Genomic DNA, 15,241 nt, shown 5'->3' on the forward strand with positions numbered 1-15,241 from the left:
GCCCGTTCGTCTAGCGGTTCAGGACGCCGCCCTCTCAAGGCGGAGATCACCGGTTCGAATCCGGTACGGGCTACCAACAGTTTTATCCCCGGTCTTTGACCGGGGATTTTTCTTGTATTTCGAGCACGGTTCATTTGCAGGATTTCTTCGCGGGCCCGCTTGAACGAAGCCGCTCGTTCACCAAGCTCGTTACCGTCACCAAACTCGTTACGGTGCGCCGCACCGTGCTGGCAGCTCCGTGCCGCACTAGAAAAGCGGCGCGCCGGATGAATGGCGCGCCGCTGCGGTTGGCTCTGGGCTAGAGCGTAAGGACGTTGCGGGGCAGCGTACGCTTCTTCCAGAGGGCGTCGAGCATATCCATGCCTTCAAGATCGAACGAGCGCGCCTCATCGTCGCCGTGGACGACCGGTACGGTCGCTTCGGCGCCGTCCCGGACCTCCAGGCCCGTGCAAGCGCCATCGTGCTCGATGTTCTCGCGCGCGATCGCAACCAGGGCATTCACTACGGCGGCTACGGGCGCGCCGAAGATCTCGGCGTCCCAGCCGTGCTCCTCCAGGTGCATGCGGGCCGTTACCGCATCGTGCTCGTCGACGCCCTCGAAGCCGCGCGGAAGCCATGCGCTTAGACGCACGGCGAGCTTGTTTTCAAGGCATTTGTCGTAGAAGAGGGCGCCGGTGAAACTCGTACAGGCGGCCGCGAGGCGCGGTGGTAGCGAATCCATCTCGCGAAACTCGCAAAACCCTTTGAGCCGCACATTGGGGAAGACCATCGAGAGCAGGTGGAAGAGCTCGCTGCGCGTAAGCGCGCGCTCGGCCATGATGTCGCGAGCATAGCGGCTTCCCGTCGAGCTGGTGACGTGCTGCTCATCGGTGAACAGGATAGGCTTCACGCCGGCGACCCACAGCGCATACTGTTCGAAGGTGAGCCCGGTGAGCGCTCCGGGCACGATGCCGCAGCGATCTACGTCAACGTGGTGCCAGATGAGAGAACGCGCCATGCCGGGCGTGGGTTTTCCACGAAAGACCGGCGCGTTGTCGAAGAGGAAGGCAAAGAGCGGCCCCAGCAACGTGCCCATGCGGTAGAGGCGCATGGCGTCCGCTTCGTCCTCGTAGTCGAGCGATACCTGCGTGGAGGCGCTGCAGCGCATCATATCGCGGGCGTAGCGGCCATGACGACTCAGATAGGCGTCCATGTCGCGGTAGCGTTCCTTGGGGATGAGCTCCAGGTTTTCGGGCGCTTCTACGAACGGGTCGTATCCCGCCGCAACGAGGCGCGCGTCGATCTCGAGCTCCTTCAGCACGTCGGCGAGCTGCGCATCGAATGCCTCTACGGCTCGGTAGAGGGCGCGCACGTTGGTTGCGGGTCCGGCGGACACCTCGAGCTGGGCCGCCGGCTCAAGCGACACGGTGACGCCGATGAGCTCGCCCGCAACCTCTAGTTTGTAGTCGAGGCCGAGTAGGTGGCCGTCGATGTACACGCGCTCGTCTTCGGGATGCATGGCGGCCAGCGCCCCGAGTATGGATGCGACGCCGTTCTCGCCTGCATAGGGGAGCGGGCGATCGGCTGCATCCACGAGGATGCGCTCGAGCTCGAAGCCGATGAGCTTTGCGCCGGGATTCTTCTCGCCACCTTCAAGCAGGCCGACCATGGCATCGAGGTTGCGTTGGAAGGTATCGGAGAAGACGGGGTTCCTATCAAGATGGCAATGGGACATGATTGCTCCTTGTGCTAAAGAGATGACCTTGTGTATGTACCCTGTTTGGTGCCGCATCCATCCCTCGTCGCTTCTTTTGAGCTCCTTGCGCTGCAAGGCGCTACTGGTAGCGCAGGCATTCCACCGGATCGAGCTTGGCTGCCCGCCGTGCTGGATAGAAGCCGAACAGCACGCCGATGATGAGCGAGATGCCCACCGCGAGCACGATGGTTCCAACGGAGAACGCGGGCGCCAGCGTGACGGAGCCGCCGTTGGCAGACAATGCCTGCAGGATGCCCATGTTGGTGACGACCAACGCGATGCCCCAGGCGGCCAGGTAGCCCACGATGGTGCCTATGACTCCGCCGAGCATGCAGATTGCGATGGATTCCATAAGGAACTGGTTGGTGATGTCGCGTCCGCGCGCACCCAGGGCGCGGCGCACGCCGATCTCGCGGATGCGCTCGGTTACGTTGGTGAGCATCATGTTCATGATGCCGATGCCGCCCACCAGCAGCGAGATTCCCGCTACGGCTCCTGTGATGAGCTGGAAGGCGGTGGTGAAGCTCTGCAGCGCATCGATCTGCGCCTTCATGCTGTAGACCCAGATGTAGTTCTCGATCTCGTCGTCGGGTACGTTTTGAGCTTTGGCGATGGCCTGTTTGATTCCCTCAAGAGCGCCTTCGGGGTCGGTTCCCTCGCGAACGAAGGCGATCGCCTGGTCGTAGGACCCCTGGGGAAGCCACGATAGCCCGCGTGAGACGGTCTTTGCCGGCATGAACACGTTCATGTAGTTGTCGTTGCCCATTCCGCCGCTTGCCGCGTCGGCTACGCCCACGATGGTATAGCTCGCGTTGTTGAGCTTGATCTGCTTGCCTATCACGTCGGCGTCGGGGTTGCCGAAGTACGTCTTCACGCCGCCGCGTTCGATGATGACCACGCGCGCCCCGCTTGCCTCCTCTTGGGCGTTGAAAAGCCGGCCCTCGATGAGCTTGACCTGCCCGGTGAGTTCGAAAAGCCTGGTCGACCCGCCGGTGACGGATACGCTGATATCGCGATCATCCATCTTGGTGGTGCTGAAGCCCGATACGATGCCCTCGGCAAAGTCGATCGAGGCGTTGAGCTTTTCGAGCTTGTTGATATCGGAGTCGGTGAGCGGCTTGGACGTGGTGATCTGCACCATGCGCGCCGCGTTGAGGCCCAGGCCGTTCAGCAGCGTCTGCTGGACGCCGCCGATGAGCGACGTCATGGCGATGACGGCGGCGATGCCGATCACGATGCCGAGCACGGTCAACAGCGTGCGGCCGCGGTTGGCTTCGAGGGCGCGCAGCGCCTCGCGCATCAGGTCGCGTGCATTCATAGGGTGCCTCCTCTCATGCTGGGTGCGCTGGCGGCCTCGCGGTAGAGGCGTCCGTCGCGGATGGTTACGCGGCGGTCGGCCTCGGCGGCAACGCTTGCGTCGTGGGTGATCAACACGATGGTCTTGCCCTGACGCTTGAGCGCGTGGAACGTATCGAGCACCATGCGGCCGGTGACCGAGTCCAGGTTGCCCGTGGGCTCGTCGGCCAGGATGATGGCGGGGTCGTTGACCAGGGCGCGGGCGATGGCGACGCGCTGCATCTGGCCGCCCGACAGCTCGTTGGTGCGGTGGTCGTAGTGGTCGACGGGCAGGCCAGTGGCGCGTAGCGCGTGGACGGCGCGCCGTTCGCGGTCCGCGCGCGGCACATCGGTGTAGGCGAGCGGCAGCATCACGTTGTCCAGCACGCTCATGCGCGGCAGCAGGTTGAAGCTTTGGAACACGAATCCGATGCGCGTTGCCCGAACCTCGGCCAGCTCGTCGTCGGTGAGCTTCGCCACGTCGATCCCTTCGAGCAGGTACGTGCCCGAAGTGGGCGTATCGAGGCAGCCCAGTATGTTCATGAGGGTGGACTTGCCCGAGCCCGAGGGGCCGATGATCGCCAGAAACTCGCCGGGCATCACGCTGAGCGAGACGTCGTGCAGGATGTGGGCGAGGCCGGCTTCGGACTCGAAGATCCTGTGTATATGGCGGATATCGATGACCGGCCTCATTTCAGGACCGCCGTTCCGCTGCCGGTCACCGCGCCGCCGTCCATCTCGCCATCGAGCATCGCTCCCGAGATGACGAGCGCCTCGTCACCCGTGAGCGGCGAGCGCGCCATGTCGGGGTTCTCGCCTTCGGGCGCGTCCTCGGGCTTGCCTACCACGGCGAAGTCGTCGTTTTGCGCCACCACCTGAACGTCCACGCGCGTATGCTCGGAGGTCTCGGGGTCGGTTTCCACCACCACGTAGTAGTGCTCGCCGTCGTCGCTCATAAGGGCGATGGACGGCACCATCACCACATCTGCCAGATGCTCGGTCATAAGGTCCACGTTGGCCGTCATACCTGGCTTGAGGCGGGCGTCGGGCGCCTCGATGAGGACGTCAACGGCGAACTGCACGGCGCCGGAGTCGCCGTAGTACATGCCCGACGCGTCGCCGGTGGCGGTCGAGGCGATGTTGGATACCTTTCCGGTGAGGGTGAGGTCCTCGAAGGCGGGGAAGGTGATGGAGGCCTGCTGGTCCTTCGCCACGGTGGCGATCTGCTCCTCGCTCACCTGGATAGTCACCTTCATCTGGGAGAGGTCGGCGATCTGCATGAGCGGCTGGCCGTTCTCGGTGGCGGCGCTTACGGGGGCGCCCACCTTCGCGTTCATGGCCACGACGTTTCCGGCTATGGGCGCCACCACCGTGCGCGCGGCCGCGGCTGCGACGGCGGCGTCGTATGCGGCGCGTGCGCCTTCGAGTGCGAACGTCGCCTCGTCTACGGCATCCTGCGAGACCGCGGTCGTCTGCTGGCCCGTCTCGGGATCGACGACGGCGTCACCTCGCCGAGCGGCGGCGAGGGCGCTCTTCGCGCTGTTGAGCGAGCGCTCGGCCTCCTTCACCGCGCGGTCGAGCTCGTCGTTCCTGATCACCATGAGGACGTCGCCCTTGTTGACGGCCTGGCCGGCGGCCACGCGGATCTCGGCGATGGTGCCGCCCGTCTCGGGGGCGATCACGGTGCTCGAGAGCGGTTGCAGCGTGCCCGATGCGCCGATGGCGGTCTCGTAGTCGCCGCGCATGGCGAAGTCGGTCACCACGCCCGATTCCGCGTCGTCTTTGGGGGCGAACACGGCGACGCCGAGCGCGCCCAGCGCGAGGACGCCTGCGATGGCACCCACCGCGATACCGCGGCGGATGAGCTTCTTCTTGCGACGCTCCGCGCGCCGGGCTTTGAGCGCGGCGTAGGCTTCGGCATCGCTGCCGGGTGCCATGTCGTCGTCCGAGGCGGCGCCCGCGGGGACGTTCGGGTCGATGAGGGGCGGTAGCGCCTGGGTCGGATTGGCCTCGAGGCGCGGGATGGCCGGCACATCCGGACTGGCGGGGACGGGGGATGCGCTGCTGGATGCAGGGACATCGTTGAGGGGCTTGATGGGGTCGCTCATGGGTCCTCCTTATAGTTGACATGAAAGGGGTGTTTGAAACGGGCTATATCGATTCTTCGCGCAGCGTGGTTACGATCGAATCCGATCTTGCCTGCCGCAGGGCGAACATGGTGGACGCGGCCAGCACGACGGCCACGAGCGCGACGGCTAGAAGCATCCAGCCGAGGGGCAGGACGAAGCCAGCTCCTACAGCTTCCACTCCTATGACGCGGTAGAAGAAATAGGCCGCGCCTGCCCCTACGGCCAAGCCTCCCAGCAGACCCCTCAGCGCGTACGACAGGCATTCGAGGGTTATCATGCGCCAAAACGCCCGGTCGTCCATGCCTATGCTTTTGAGCATGGCGAACTCGCGCCGTCGCAGGATCAGTGAATTGCTCAGCGTGTTGAACACGTTGCCGATGGCGATGGCGATCGTGATGCCGGTAAAGCAGCTGACGAAGAGGCGGATCGTGTCGTAGGCGAGGCGCGACGTCCGAGTGTTCTCGGCGTTGTTGGTGAGCCAGGTCTGCTGCCATGCCTCATCGCTCAATTCACCGGCCATGATGTTCCTCATCGCCGCTTCGGCTGCTCGTGCATCTTCGACGTCGAACGCGAGGTAGACCGGTATCGAATTGCTCGAGGATCCCGGTTCGGTGTGGAAGGCGAGCGGCGTCCCTATGCCGCCGACAAGGGGGGAGGCTACGAGATGTTCCGAGGCGGCGGCGAGGGCGGGGAGCGCTGTTGCGGGCAAGACGATGGTGGGCCAATAGTAATCGGTTCCAACCAGAGAGCCGGGGCTCGTCGCTACGATCGCCCCGATCGGTATGTCTTCGGAATCGAGGAGCGCTTCGCTGAGCGGGATCTCCGCCGGCTCGTCATCATGCGCGGCGGTATCATCGAGTTGATCGTAATAGGCGCATGGTTCGCCGTTGGGGTTTACCGCCACATCGGTGAAATAGAGGCCTTCATGTTCCCGTAGATGCGTGAATATTTGTAACGAACCCGTGTCTTCGAAGGGGTCGCGTCGGACGGTGCGCGAATCGCGTGCGCGCATGGTGCCGTTGAGCCCGAGCGCCACGGGGTGGGCGGGGTCGTTGTAACGTGCTTGGTCCAGTCCGTTCCCATCCAGCAGGCCCTTCCAGCTGGCTGCGTCAACGAACAGGGCGGTAACGGGTGTGTATATGCTTCCGTCGTCCGCTTCCCGGCGCTGGCCCCCATCGGTATCTGCCGAATCGTCCGGATCGAGTAGGCCGGCTTCCATCCGCCCATAGAGCGACAGGTAGATGCTGTACCCGCGGGGCCGTGCGCCCGATACGGACCCGAGCGAGCGGTATGCCGATTCGATCGCGTCGATGCCGTCCGCGGTTGTTTCCGATTCCAGGAGGGTACGTTCAAGTGTGATATCGATATCTCCGAAGCCCGGATCGACGGAGGCCATGAGCTCGTCCATGTACTGGGATAGCGAGCCTGAAATGAGGATAAGCGCCACGGCGACCGCGAGCGAAACGACGCCCGCACGGCTCTTCGCGGGCCCGCGCGTCATGCTTCGGTGTGCGAGCAGGCCGGGTACGCCGAAGAGCCGCAGGCGCATCTCGTCGATGCGCGAGCGCATGCGGCGACGGCGCGTGCTCCGCCTGCGTGCGCGCGACCCATAGTCTCGCGTCTGCCTGATAGCCTCGATGGCGGGCGCGCGCCCGGCCCGCAGGGCCGGCCAAGCAGCGCTGATCGCCACGGCGGCGGCGGTGAGCAGCGCCGACGCTATCAAGAGGCCGGGCCTCACGGTGAGCGGGGCCGCTCCGCCCGTGTGGAGCGTCGTCTGGTCGACCAGGGCGCTCACGCCCTCGCTTGCAAAGGAGAGGACCGAGTTGGCGCCCAGTATACCGAGTCCGATACCCAGCGGGATGCCTATGGCTGCGAGGATGACGGCCTCGGTGAATACGGTGGCGCGAATCTGGCGCGCGCTCGCGCCGATCGAGGCGAGAAGCCCGTATTCGCGCGTGCGCTCGGCTACCGCGATGGCGAACGCGTTGTATATGAGGGTGATCGAGGCGAGGGACACGATAAGCGCTAACAGCGCTGCGAGGGCGTAGAGCGATCCCCAAACGGATTCCTCGTCGTAGATGCCTTGATATTTCAGCAGGTCTTCATGGGGCTCTGCGGTGGCGGGCGCCGGCGAGATGCCGGTCTTCGAAATCTCGGCTTCCCGTGCATCGTCGTTCGAATACTCTTCCATAAAGCGGCTGATATCGTCGCGCGCACGCATATTCGTCGTTATCAATACGTCGTGCGACCGGGCCGCCAGGCTATCGGGCTGTACGAATCCCAGGTAGCCTGCGTTGCTCGACCACGTATCCGGTATATAGTCCATGTCGCCGCTATAGAAGCCCACGACGGTGAAGCGCTGCGCGGGCTGTGCGTCCGCCAGCCACTCGGTTATGACGTCGCCCGCGGGCGACGGCGTCATCTTCGTGCCGCCCCGCGCCATCGCGGCCCGTGTGCCCCCGCTTTGCTCGTCGCTGTAGACGCGCTGGCCCACCGCGAGCTCGATCGTGGTGCCTACGGCGATGGGCCCATCCCAGTTGGCGCGAGGAACGTCATCGTCCCTGCCGGATGAGGGCAGCGGACTGTAGAGATGCTGGCCGTCTGCCGTGGTCGCGCCCTTCAGATCGCGTCCCAGCACGAGTTCGCCGGGCGCTTGGGGCGCGCGGCCTTCTGCGATATAGGGGAGCGAGGCTAGGCCCCGCACGCGCTCTTCGGTGGGCCATGGCTCCAAGGTGAGGTAGCGCCCCCAGTAGCCCTCGAAGCTGCGCGGCATCAGCGCATGCCCGTAGATTGCCTGGTCGTAGTAGTCGGTTACGCGCTCGTCGCTCGAAAGGTCCTCGAGGACATCGCTATCGATGTCGTGGATGCGCACCTGCCACGCGCCTTGGGCGATGAGCTCTGCGTTGAGCAGGCCGCTGTAGAGGGTGGCCGCTGTAGTGAAGATCGCGGTGATGAGCGCGCAGGAGAGCGCGATACCCGTTATGGCGACGATGGTGCGCGCGGGGTTGCGCTGGAGCGACCGACGCACGAACCTGCCGAGCGCGTCGCGGCGCAGCTGCGTGCCGCCACGGCTGCCGATGGGTGCCGGTTGCGGGGTGGGAGCGTTGCTCATGGCTGCGGCCTGCTTGTATCGCGGACGATGCGACCATCCTCGATAGCGATGACGCGGTCGGCCATGAGGGCTATGTCCTCGTCGTGCGTGATCACCACGAGGGTTTGCTTGAAGCGCTGGTTGGACGCGCGCAGCAGCCGCATGATCTGGGCGGAATTGCGCGTGTCCAGGTTGCCCGTGGGCTCGTCGGCCAGGATGACGGCGGGTGCGTTCATGAGGGCGCGCCCGATGGCGACGCGTTGCTGCTGTCCGCCGGAGAGCTGGTTGGGAAGATAGCGCTCCTTTCCTGCAAGGCCGAGCGCATCGATGAGCTCGGCCAAGCGCTTCTGGTTAACCTCGCGTCCGTCCATAAGAACGGGAAGCGTCATGTTCTCTACGACGTCGAGCACGGGGATGAGGTTGTAGAACTGGTAGATGAGGCCGACTTCGCGCCTGCGGAATACTGCAAGCTGCTCGTCGCTGCCTGCGAAGATATCCTGCCCTTGTAGCTTGACCGTGCCCGATGTGGGCCGGTCGACGCCACCCATAAGGTGCATGAGCGTGGACTTCCCCGACCCCGACGAGCCGACGATGGCGATGAACTCGCCCGCATCGACCGTGAAGCTTACATCTTCGAGTGCGCGTACGGCGGTGTCGCCCGATCCGTAGACCTTGCCGAGGTGTTCGATGCTCAGGATGCTCACATGCACCTCCTTTTGCGGGGAAGGGGCGCCGAGTCGCGTGGCGTCCCTTCCGAATATGCGTACTAGCATACTGCCAGTTTGGGGTTACCTGGCCGTGACCTCCGGGTGACAGTTCTGTCATAAAGGCTGTTCGGCCTGTGTAGAAAGCTCACAGTAGTTGACTAACGGACAAATGTGGTAATAGTATCTTGGAAATCAGGTTGGAATTGCTGCGCCTTTGAAATGGGCGTATGCCCAAATTCGATTGGATGCGCATATGCCTAAGAACGGCACCCATATCGATCGCCGCGTGCTCAGGAGCCGTAAGGCGATCATCGACGCCTTCGATCGCCTGCTCGAAGACCATGATTTCAAGCAGATCACGGTGTCGGCTATCGCGCGAGAGGCCAATATCGACCGCAAGACCTTCTATGTTCATTTTGGAACGATCGACGGTCTTCTCGATGCCATCGCCGAAGAGCGGGTTGAAGAGCTGCTCGACGCTATGGAGGAAGCGTATCGCGATGCGCCTAAGGACGAAGAGATCTCGCTCGCTCTGCGCCGGTTCTTCGAGATCGCCAACCGCCTTGTGTATTCCAGGCTCGTTCAGCACTGTATGGATCGCAACTCGATTCCCGCCGAGGAGCTCCTTTCACGGTTCCTCGTGCCTTTTAAGCGCAAGCTCATCGAACGCGACCTGCAGGTGGCCAAGCTTCCGCCACATCAGCTCGATTTCTACCTGTCGTTTCTCATGGCGGGAATCTTCTCCATCTATCGCTCGTGGCTCAAGTCCGATCGCTCCACCCCCATCGAGGAGGTTTCGAGCATCGCTAACGACCTGATTCTCAACGGGCTGCGGGGACTTGAGGACGAGCCGGGTTCCGCATCGGCTGGGAATCCGGGCGGCGTCCAGTAACATCGGTGCCGGGCGGTGACGCGCGCTGTGTTAGCATACCCAGGAGAGTATAACGGCCCCTGGCCGCTTGACGTGGGAGGTCTCGCGCATGGCACCGCGCATTTTACTTGTTGAAGATGACCGACTCATCATCGAGGCCCTGTCGGAGCTGCTGAGCGGCGAGGGCTATGCTATCGATGTGGCTTCCACGCAAGACGAGGCGATCGCCTTGGCGCTGGGTGACGGGCCCGATGGTCTTGCTGCCCGTCCATATGCGTTGCTCCTCCTCGACGTGACCTTGGCGCAGGGCAACGGCTTCGCCGTATGCAGTGCGGTCAAGCAGGCTCGTCCGAATGTTCCCGTCATCTTCCTCACGGCTTCCGACGATGAATTCAATACCGTGGCCGGTATCCAGATGGGCGCCGACGACTATATCGCAAAGCCGTTTCGGCCCCGCGAATTGCTCGCGCGCATCGCGGCGGCCATCCGTCGTTCGGGCGCATCTCATGGGGTTCTGCAGTTTGGACCGTTGAGCATCGATGTCGACCGCGCGCATGTCGAGCGAAACGGGACCGACATCGTGCTGTCGGCGCTTGAATACCGGTTGTTGCTGCTGTTTGCCACCAACAGGGGCAAGCTCGTCTCGCGCGATATGATTCGCGAAGCTCTGTGGGATGAGGCGGGTACGTATATCGAGGAGAACACGCTTTCTGTCTACATCAAGCGGCTGCGCGACAAGATCGAGGATAATCCCTCGGAGCCGCGTATGATCGTGACGGTGCGCGGCTTGGGCTACAAGGCGTTTGGGTAGGTGGTGGCGATGCTCATGCGCAACCGCGAGCTACGACGGTTCTTCCTGCTGTATATCGGCTTATCGCTTGCGTTGTGCGCATGCGCGTACGCTTGCTGGGGTCGTTCCATCGCCCTGTGGACTGCAGCGTGCAGCTTGGTCCTCGGGGCCGCGGTGGGGCTGTTCACCTACCTTCGCTACCGCGATATCGCACGTATCTCGGCCCGTATCGACGCGGTGCTGCATGGCGAGCGAGACCTCTCCCTGTCCCATATGCGCGAGGGGGAGCTGGCGGTCCTTACAAGCGAGCTCGATAAGATGGTTTCCCGGCTGTATCTCACGGCCGACGAGCTCGAGGGCGAGACCCATGCCCTGGCCGATTCCCTGGCGGATATCTCCCATCAGCTGAAGACGCCGCTCACGTCGTTATCCTTGCTTTCGGAGCTTATGCGCAAGCGGCTCATGGAGGCTCGAGGCGGCCTTTCGCCTCAGGATGTTCGCGATATGATCGATCGTCTGCGCGTGATGCAGGGGCTTCAAGAGCGCATCCGATGGCTCATCTCGGCCTTGCTCAAGATGGCGCGGCTCGATGCCGGCGCGATCGACCTCGCGCGGGCCGAAGTCCGTGCTGAAGACGTGGTGCGTCGCTCTGCCGAGGCGCTCGCGATTGCATTCGACTTGGCCGATGTTTCGCTTTCCGTCGAGGTTCAGCCCGAGGCCGCGTTTTGGGGTGATGAGGCGTGGAGCGTCGAGGCCTTGTCCAACGTTCTTAAGAACTGCCTGGAGCATGCGGGGCGCGGCGGCGCCGTGCGCGTGACGGCGAGCCAAGATGCGCTCGCGTGCCGCATTCGCGTGGAAGATACCGGTCCTGGAATCTCCGAGGAGGACCTACCGCATATCTTCGAGCGGTTCTACCGCGGCGCGGCCGATGATGGCGAAGACGCCCGCTCCTCCGAGGTCGATCCATGCGGCATGGGCATCGGGTTATCGCTTGCGCAGAGCTTGGTGGCCGCCCAGGGCGGCGCTATGCGCGCATCCAACGTGCGTGATGCGAACGGGGCGGTGCTGGGTGCTCGTTTCGATATCGTGTATTTCAACATGAACGTATAGGGCTGCCGGTCGGTTGTCGTATACGGTTGCCCGCGTCGATAACGATTGCGGGCGCCGGACGCCGCGATGCATCCGGCGCCCGCGGCGCTTCACTCTATGGATGATGGCGTTGCCTGGGGCATTCGCTACCAGTGCACGATCACGCAGATGCCTTCCTTGATCAGGCCGTACAGTTCTGCAGCCTTCTCGGGCGGCAGGTTGATGCAGCCGTGGCTGCCCACGCTCTTATACGCGTTGGGGTTGGAGAAGTTCGACGCGGCCTGCCAGCTGGCATCGTGCAGGCCGATGGCCTGGCCGACGAAGGGCATCCAATACTTGACGGGCGTCTTATATTCGGGCTCGCCCGTTTCGGGGTCCTTCTTGCCTACCAGAACGATATTGGTGCCGCAGCTATTCATTCGGTAGATACCGGTGGGCGTTTCATTTCCCAGGTTTGGATTGCCGGTGATGCACCCCGACTCCCATTGCAGGGAACCGTTGGCGTCGTAATAGCGGGCGTGCTGCTCGGACAGGTCGATATCGACGTATTCGGCCCAATCCTTCTCGCCGGGCTTGGTGTAGACCGCGCCCTTGCTCTTGAGCGGTACGACCAGATCACCCGTCTGCTTGTTGGCGACCGCTTGCTCGATGGCCTTGGCAAGCCCTGCGGAATCGACGATCCAGCCATAATTGCCGCCGCCGACGGTTACCACTTTGCCGTCGGGGCGGGTGTAGGTTCGCTCGCTGCCGGCGGTGTCGAGGTCGTCATCGAGCTCGTAAGCCCAGGCCGTGATGCTCTCCAGATCGAGCGATGGCTTGAGGTTCTCGTCGAATACGATCCAGGCGGCGAGTTCCTTGCCGCCGAGTTTCGCGACGGAATGGCCCTCCATCTTGATGTCGACATTGGTGCCGATGAGCTCGTTTGCCGCCTTGCAGGCAGCTTCAAGCTGCTCGTCGGTAGCGTCGCCGCCCAGGGTCGCAAAATCGCTCGCGTCGAGTTGTACGCTGGATTCGAGCTTGAACAGGGCTTCTTTCACGTGTTTGAGCGCGGGCTCGTAATTGAGCTTCACATTGGTCTTGGCGCGTTCGAGCGTGAAGATGCCCTGCTCCTCATCATAGGCGCTCGGGGCATCGAAGGTGCCGCTGCGGCCCTCGTTATAGGCTTCGACCGCTTGGGCGAACGAGGCGTCGAACGCGGCTTCGTCGAACCCGGGGGCGGGGTCCTGGGGGGACGCTGCGGCTGCGCCCTCGCCGCCCTGCCCGGCAAGTGCCTCTGCGAGCTTGAACGGCCAGGCGAAGGGCTCGTTTCCCTTGATGAGGCTATCCGCCCATTTCGCTACATCGACGGGCAGCCCGTTGTCTTTTGCGGAATAGGTCCATGAGAAGTCGTTGCCGTCAACGGCGAGGGTGTAGGCTTGCGCAGATGCCTCGACGCGGCTCTTCGCAGCGTCTCGGCCCATGAACGAGACGTCTACGCCGGCGATCGTCGTGCCGGGATAGTAGATATTCGAGAATGCCAAGGCGCCTCCGAGATAGAGGACGGCTACGACGCCGACGGCGATACCCGCTCCGATGAGCGCGCGACGGTTGGAGCGGGTGCTGGGCTTCGTCGTCTGGCGCGATGAACCGGCGTTGGGTTCACACGGCTCGGCGATGGGCGCCTGCGGGGCGGTGACGTTTTTCGGCCCCGTAGCTTCCATCGCTCGCGTCTCCATCGACGCGACCTGCTCGGTGTGCGAGGGGTTGCTTCGAGGGGTGGCGGGATCAGGAAGGTTTCGCATGGCGGCGGCGCGCTGGGCATCGCACGGGGGATTGATGGGCTGGTCCGTCGTTGCGCGCGTCTGGCCGGAATCGTCTTGGGTCTGGTACTGAGAAGTGTGCATGGGCAAGCTTCCTCGAAACGCTATTGAAGGTAATTGGTTAGCAATTCTTCATTATAGGTCGAAGATGATATGAAGTTGGCATGAGCTTAGGGATTACATGGTTACAGAGCCGTCGAGCGCGCCCCGCAGCGAGCGCACGCGCTCTTTGCCGAGGGCGCCTGCGCGATGCCTCCCTTGGCGGTCTCGCGCAGCGAGGCGGGCAGCGCGCGCCCCACGGCGAGCATGACGGATGCCATCTCGTCGAAGGGAACGAGGCTCGGCACGCCTGAGAGCGCGAGCTGCGCCGAGGAGAACGCGCATGCCACGCCGATGGCGTTACGGTTCTGGCAGGGTACCTCCACGAGGCCGCCCACGGGGTCGCATACGAGGCCGAGCAGGTTGGCGAGGGCGATAGCTGCAGCATCGAGCGATTGCTGCGGCGTGCCGCCATGCATGCTTACCAGTGCGGCCGCGGCCATGGCGGCGGCGGAACCCACCTCGGCCTGGCATCCACCCTCGGCGCCGGCTACGCAGGCCGAGGTCGAAAGGATGAGGCCGACGGCGGCCGCGCAGTAGAGCGCATCGGCGATGGCGTCGTCGTCAAGCTCGAGCGCATGCGCCGCTGCGAGCACGCATCCGGGGACAACGCCTGCGGAGCCGGCGGTGGGCGCCGCTACGATGACGCCCATGGTGGCGGAACGCTCGAGCACGGCCATGGCGCGGGCTACGGCTTCGGTCTGCGTGGGGCCCATGAGGCTGGCGGACAGGCGCCCGCCCGCCAGGTGCACGTCGCGCGCCTGTCCATCGAGGAAGCCGCCGAGCGAGCGTTGCGGATGCTCGAGCGGGGCGGTGGTCTCGCTCCGCATGACCTCGATCACGCGGTCCATCTGCCTGCGGGCGATATCGGGGCTGGTCATGAGCTCCTCGCGCAGCCTCATCACCGCGCCGATTCCGAGGTCGCGTTCGGCGCTTGCGGCGAGCAGTTGGGCCGCATCGTCGAAGAGGTCGGGCACGGATACCCCGGGACCCAGGGTGGAGACGGAGCCGGGGAGCTCGATGAAGGTGGCGTAGTTTACCAGGTCGAGCGCGCGTACGACGGGGAGTACATCGCGTTGCGCGGCGCCGTCGGTTTCGAACACGGAGTACGCCTGGCCGCCCGCCTCGGTGCGGTAGGTGCGGCAGAAGGCAATGTTGAGCTGAGCCTTCGCCAGGGCGCCCGTGAGTGCTGCCAGGGCGCCCGGTGCGTCGCGATGGGCAACGAACAGCGTGGTATACAGACCCGAGATCTCCACGTGGACGCCGTTGATCGCGCTGATGCGCATGCGCCCGCCGCCAAGGCTCTCGCCTCGCACGTCGGTTATGGCGCCGCTCGTGCTTTCAAGGTGTATATCGACTGTGTTGGGATGGATGGACGGGTCGTCTCCGCCGATGGCGAATTCGTATGCCAGGCCGTGTTCGCGAGCCAGTTCGAAGGCTTCGCGAATGCGTTCGTCATCGGTATCGAAGCCCAGGATGCCGCCTACGAGGGCGCGATCGGTGCCGTGCCCGCGGTAGGTGTGGGCGAAGCTGTTCCACAGGGTGAAGCGAACGGATGCGACGTCGCCCTCGATGAGCGTCGCCGCCACGCGCGCG

At 64.0% G+C, this 15,241-nt stretch carries 11 protein-coding genes; 3 read left to right on the forward strand and 8 right to left on the reverse strand.

Features of this window, described 5'->3' with window-relative positions; genetic code table 11:
- Positions 1-298: 298 nt before the first annotated feature.
- From I2E26_RS00520 to I2E26_RS00545, 6 genes are all read right to left on the reverse strand, one after another.
- On the reverse strand, positions 299-1,714 hold the full coding sequence (locus I2E26_RS00520) for a glutamate-cysteine ligase family protein (protein WP_195419195.1): 1,416 nt from the start codon (positions 1,712-1,714) through the stop codon (positions 299-301).
- Positions 1,715-1,814: 100 nt separating this feature from the next.
- Positions 1,815-3,053: an ABC transporter permease gene (locus I2E26_RS00525; protein ID WP_195419196.1), complete on the reverse strand. Its 1,239-nt coding sequence runs from the start codon at positions 3,051-3,053 to the stop codon at positions 1,815-1,817.
- Complete coding sequence (locus I2E26_RS00530; protein ID WP_195419197.1) at positions 3,050-3,763, reverse strand: ABC transporter ATP-binding protein; 714 nt, start codon at positions 3,761-3,763, stop codon at positions 3,050-3,052. Before I2E26_RS00530 ends, I2E26_RS00525 begins: the two co-directional genes overlap by 4 nt.
- Positions 3,760-5,178 (reverse strand): efflux RND transporter periplasmic adaptor subunit, encoded by a 1,419-nt coding sequence (locus I2E26_RS00535; RefSeq protein ID WP_195419198.1) that lies wholly within the window; start codon positions 5,176-5,178, stop codon positions 3,760-3,762. Before I2E26_RS00535 ends, I2E26_RS00530 begins: the two co-directional genes overlap by 4 nt.
- 43 nt (positions 5,179-5,221) lie before the next feature.
- Positions 5,222-8,311 (reverse strand): FtsX-like permease family protein, encoded by a 3,090-nt coding sequence (locus I2E26_RS00540; RefSeq protein WP_195419199.1) that lies wholly within the window; start codon positions 8,309-8,311, stop codon positions 5,222-5,224.
- Positions 8,308-8,994 (reverse strand): ABC transporter ATP-binding protein, encoded by a 687-nt coding sequence (locus I2E26_RS00545; protein WP_195419200.1) that lies wholly within the window; start codon positions 8,992-8,994, stop codon positions 8,308-8,310. Before I2E26_RS00545 ends, I2E26_RS00540 begins: the two co-directional genes overlap by 4 nt.
- A gap of 256 nt (positions 8,995-9,250) precedes the next feature.
- Between I2E26_RS00545 and I2E26_RS00550 the strand changes: the two genes are divergently transcribed.
- The 3 genes from I2E26_RS00550 to I2E26_RS00560 all read left to right on the forward strand — a co-directional run bounded on the left by I2E26_RS00550 (position 9,251) and on the right by I2E26_RS00560 (position 11,768).
- Positions 9,251-9,889, forward strand: coding sequence for a TetR/AcrR family transcriptional regulator (locus tag I2E26_RS00550; RefSeq protein ID WP_195419201.1), 639 nt, complete (start codon positions 9,251-9,253; stop codon positions 9,887-9,889).
- Positions 9,890-9,977: 88 nt separating this feature from the next.
- Positions 9,978-10,679 carry a response regulator transcription factor gene (locus I2E26_RS00555; protein WP_195419202.1) on the forward strand — a complete coding sequence of 234 codons (702 nt, stop codon included), beginning with the start codon at positions 9,978-9,980 and terminating at the stop codon, positions 10,677-10,679.
- A gap of 9 nt (positions 10,680-10,688) precedes the next feature.
- On the forward strand, positions 10,689-11,768 hold the full coding sequence (locus I2E26_RS00560; protein WP_229056291.1) for a sensor histidine kinase KdpD: 1,080 nt from the start codon (positions 10,689-10,691) through the stop codon (positions 11,766-11,768).
- 125 nt (positions 11,769-11,893) lie between these two features.
- Here the strand turns inward: I2E26_RS00560 and I2E26_RS00565 are convergent, their stop codons facing one another.
- Positions 11,894-13,630 (reverse strand): L,D-transpeptidase family protein, encoded by a 1,737-nt coding sequence (locus I2E26_RS00565; RefSeq protein ID WP_195419203.1) that lies wholly within the window; start codon positions 13,628-13,630, stop codon positions 11,894-11,896.
- A 101-nt stretch (positions 13,631-13,731) separates the two neighbouring features.
- Positions 13,732-15,241: L-serine ammonia-lyase, iron-sulfur-dependent, subunit alpha (sdaAA, locus tag I2E26_RS00570; RefSeq protein WP_195419204.1), on the reverse strand; the 1,510-nt coding region annotated here is incomplete at its 5' end.

Origin of the sequence: Collinsella sp. D33t1_170424_A12 (genome assembly GCF_015554865.1) — a bacterium.
Taxonomy (GTDB): Bacteria; Actinomycetota; Coriobacteriia; order Coriobacteriales; family Coriobacteriaceae; genus Collinsella.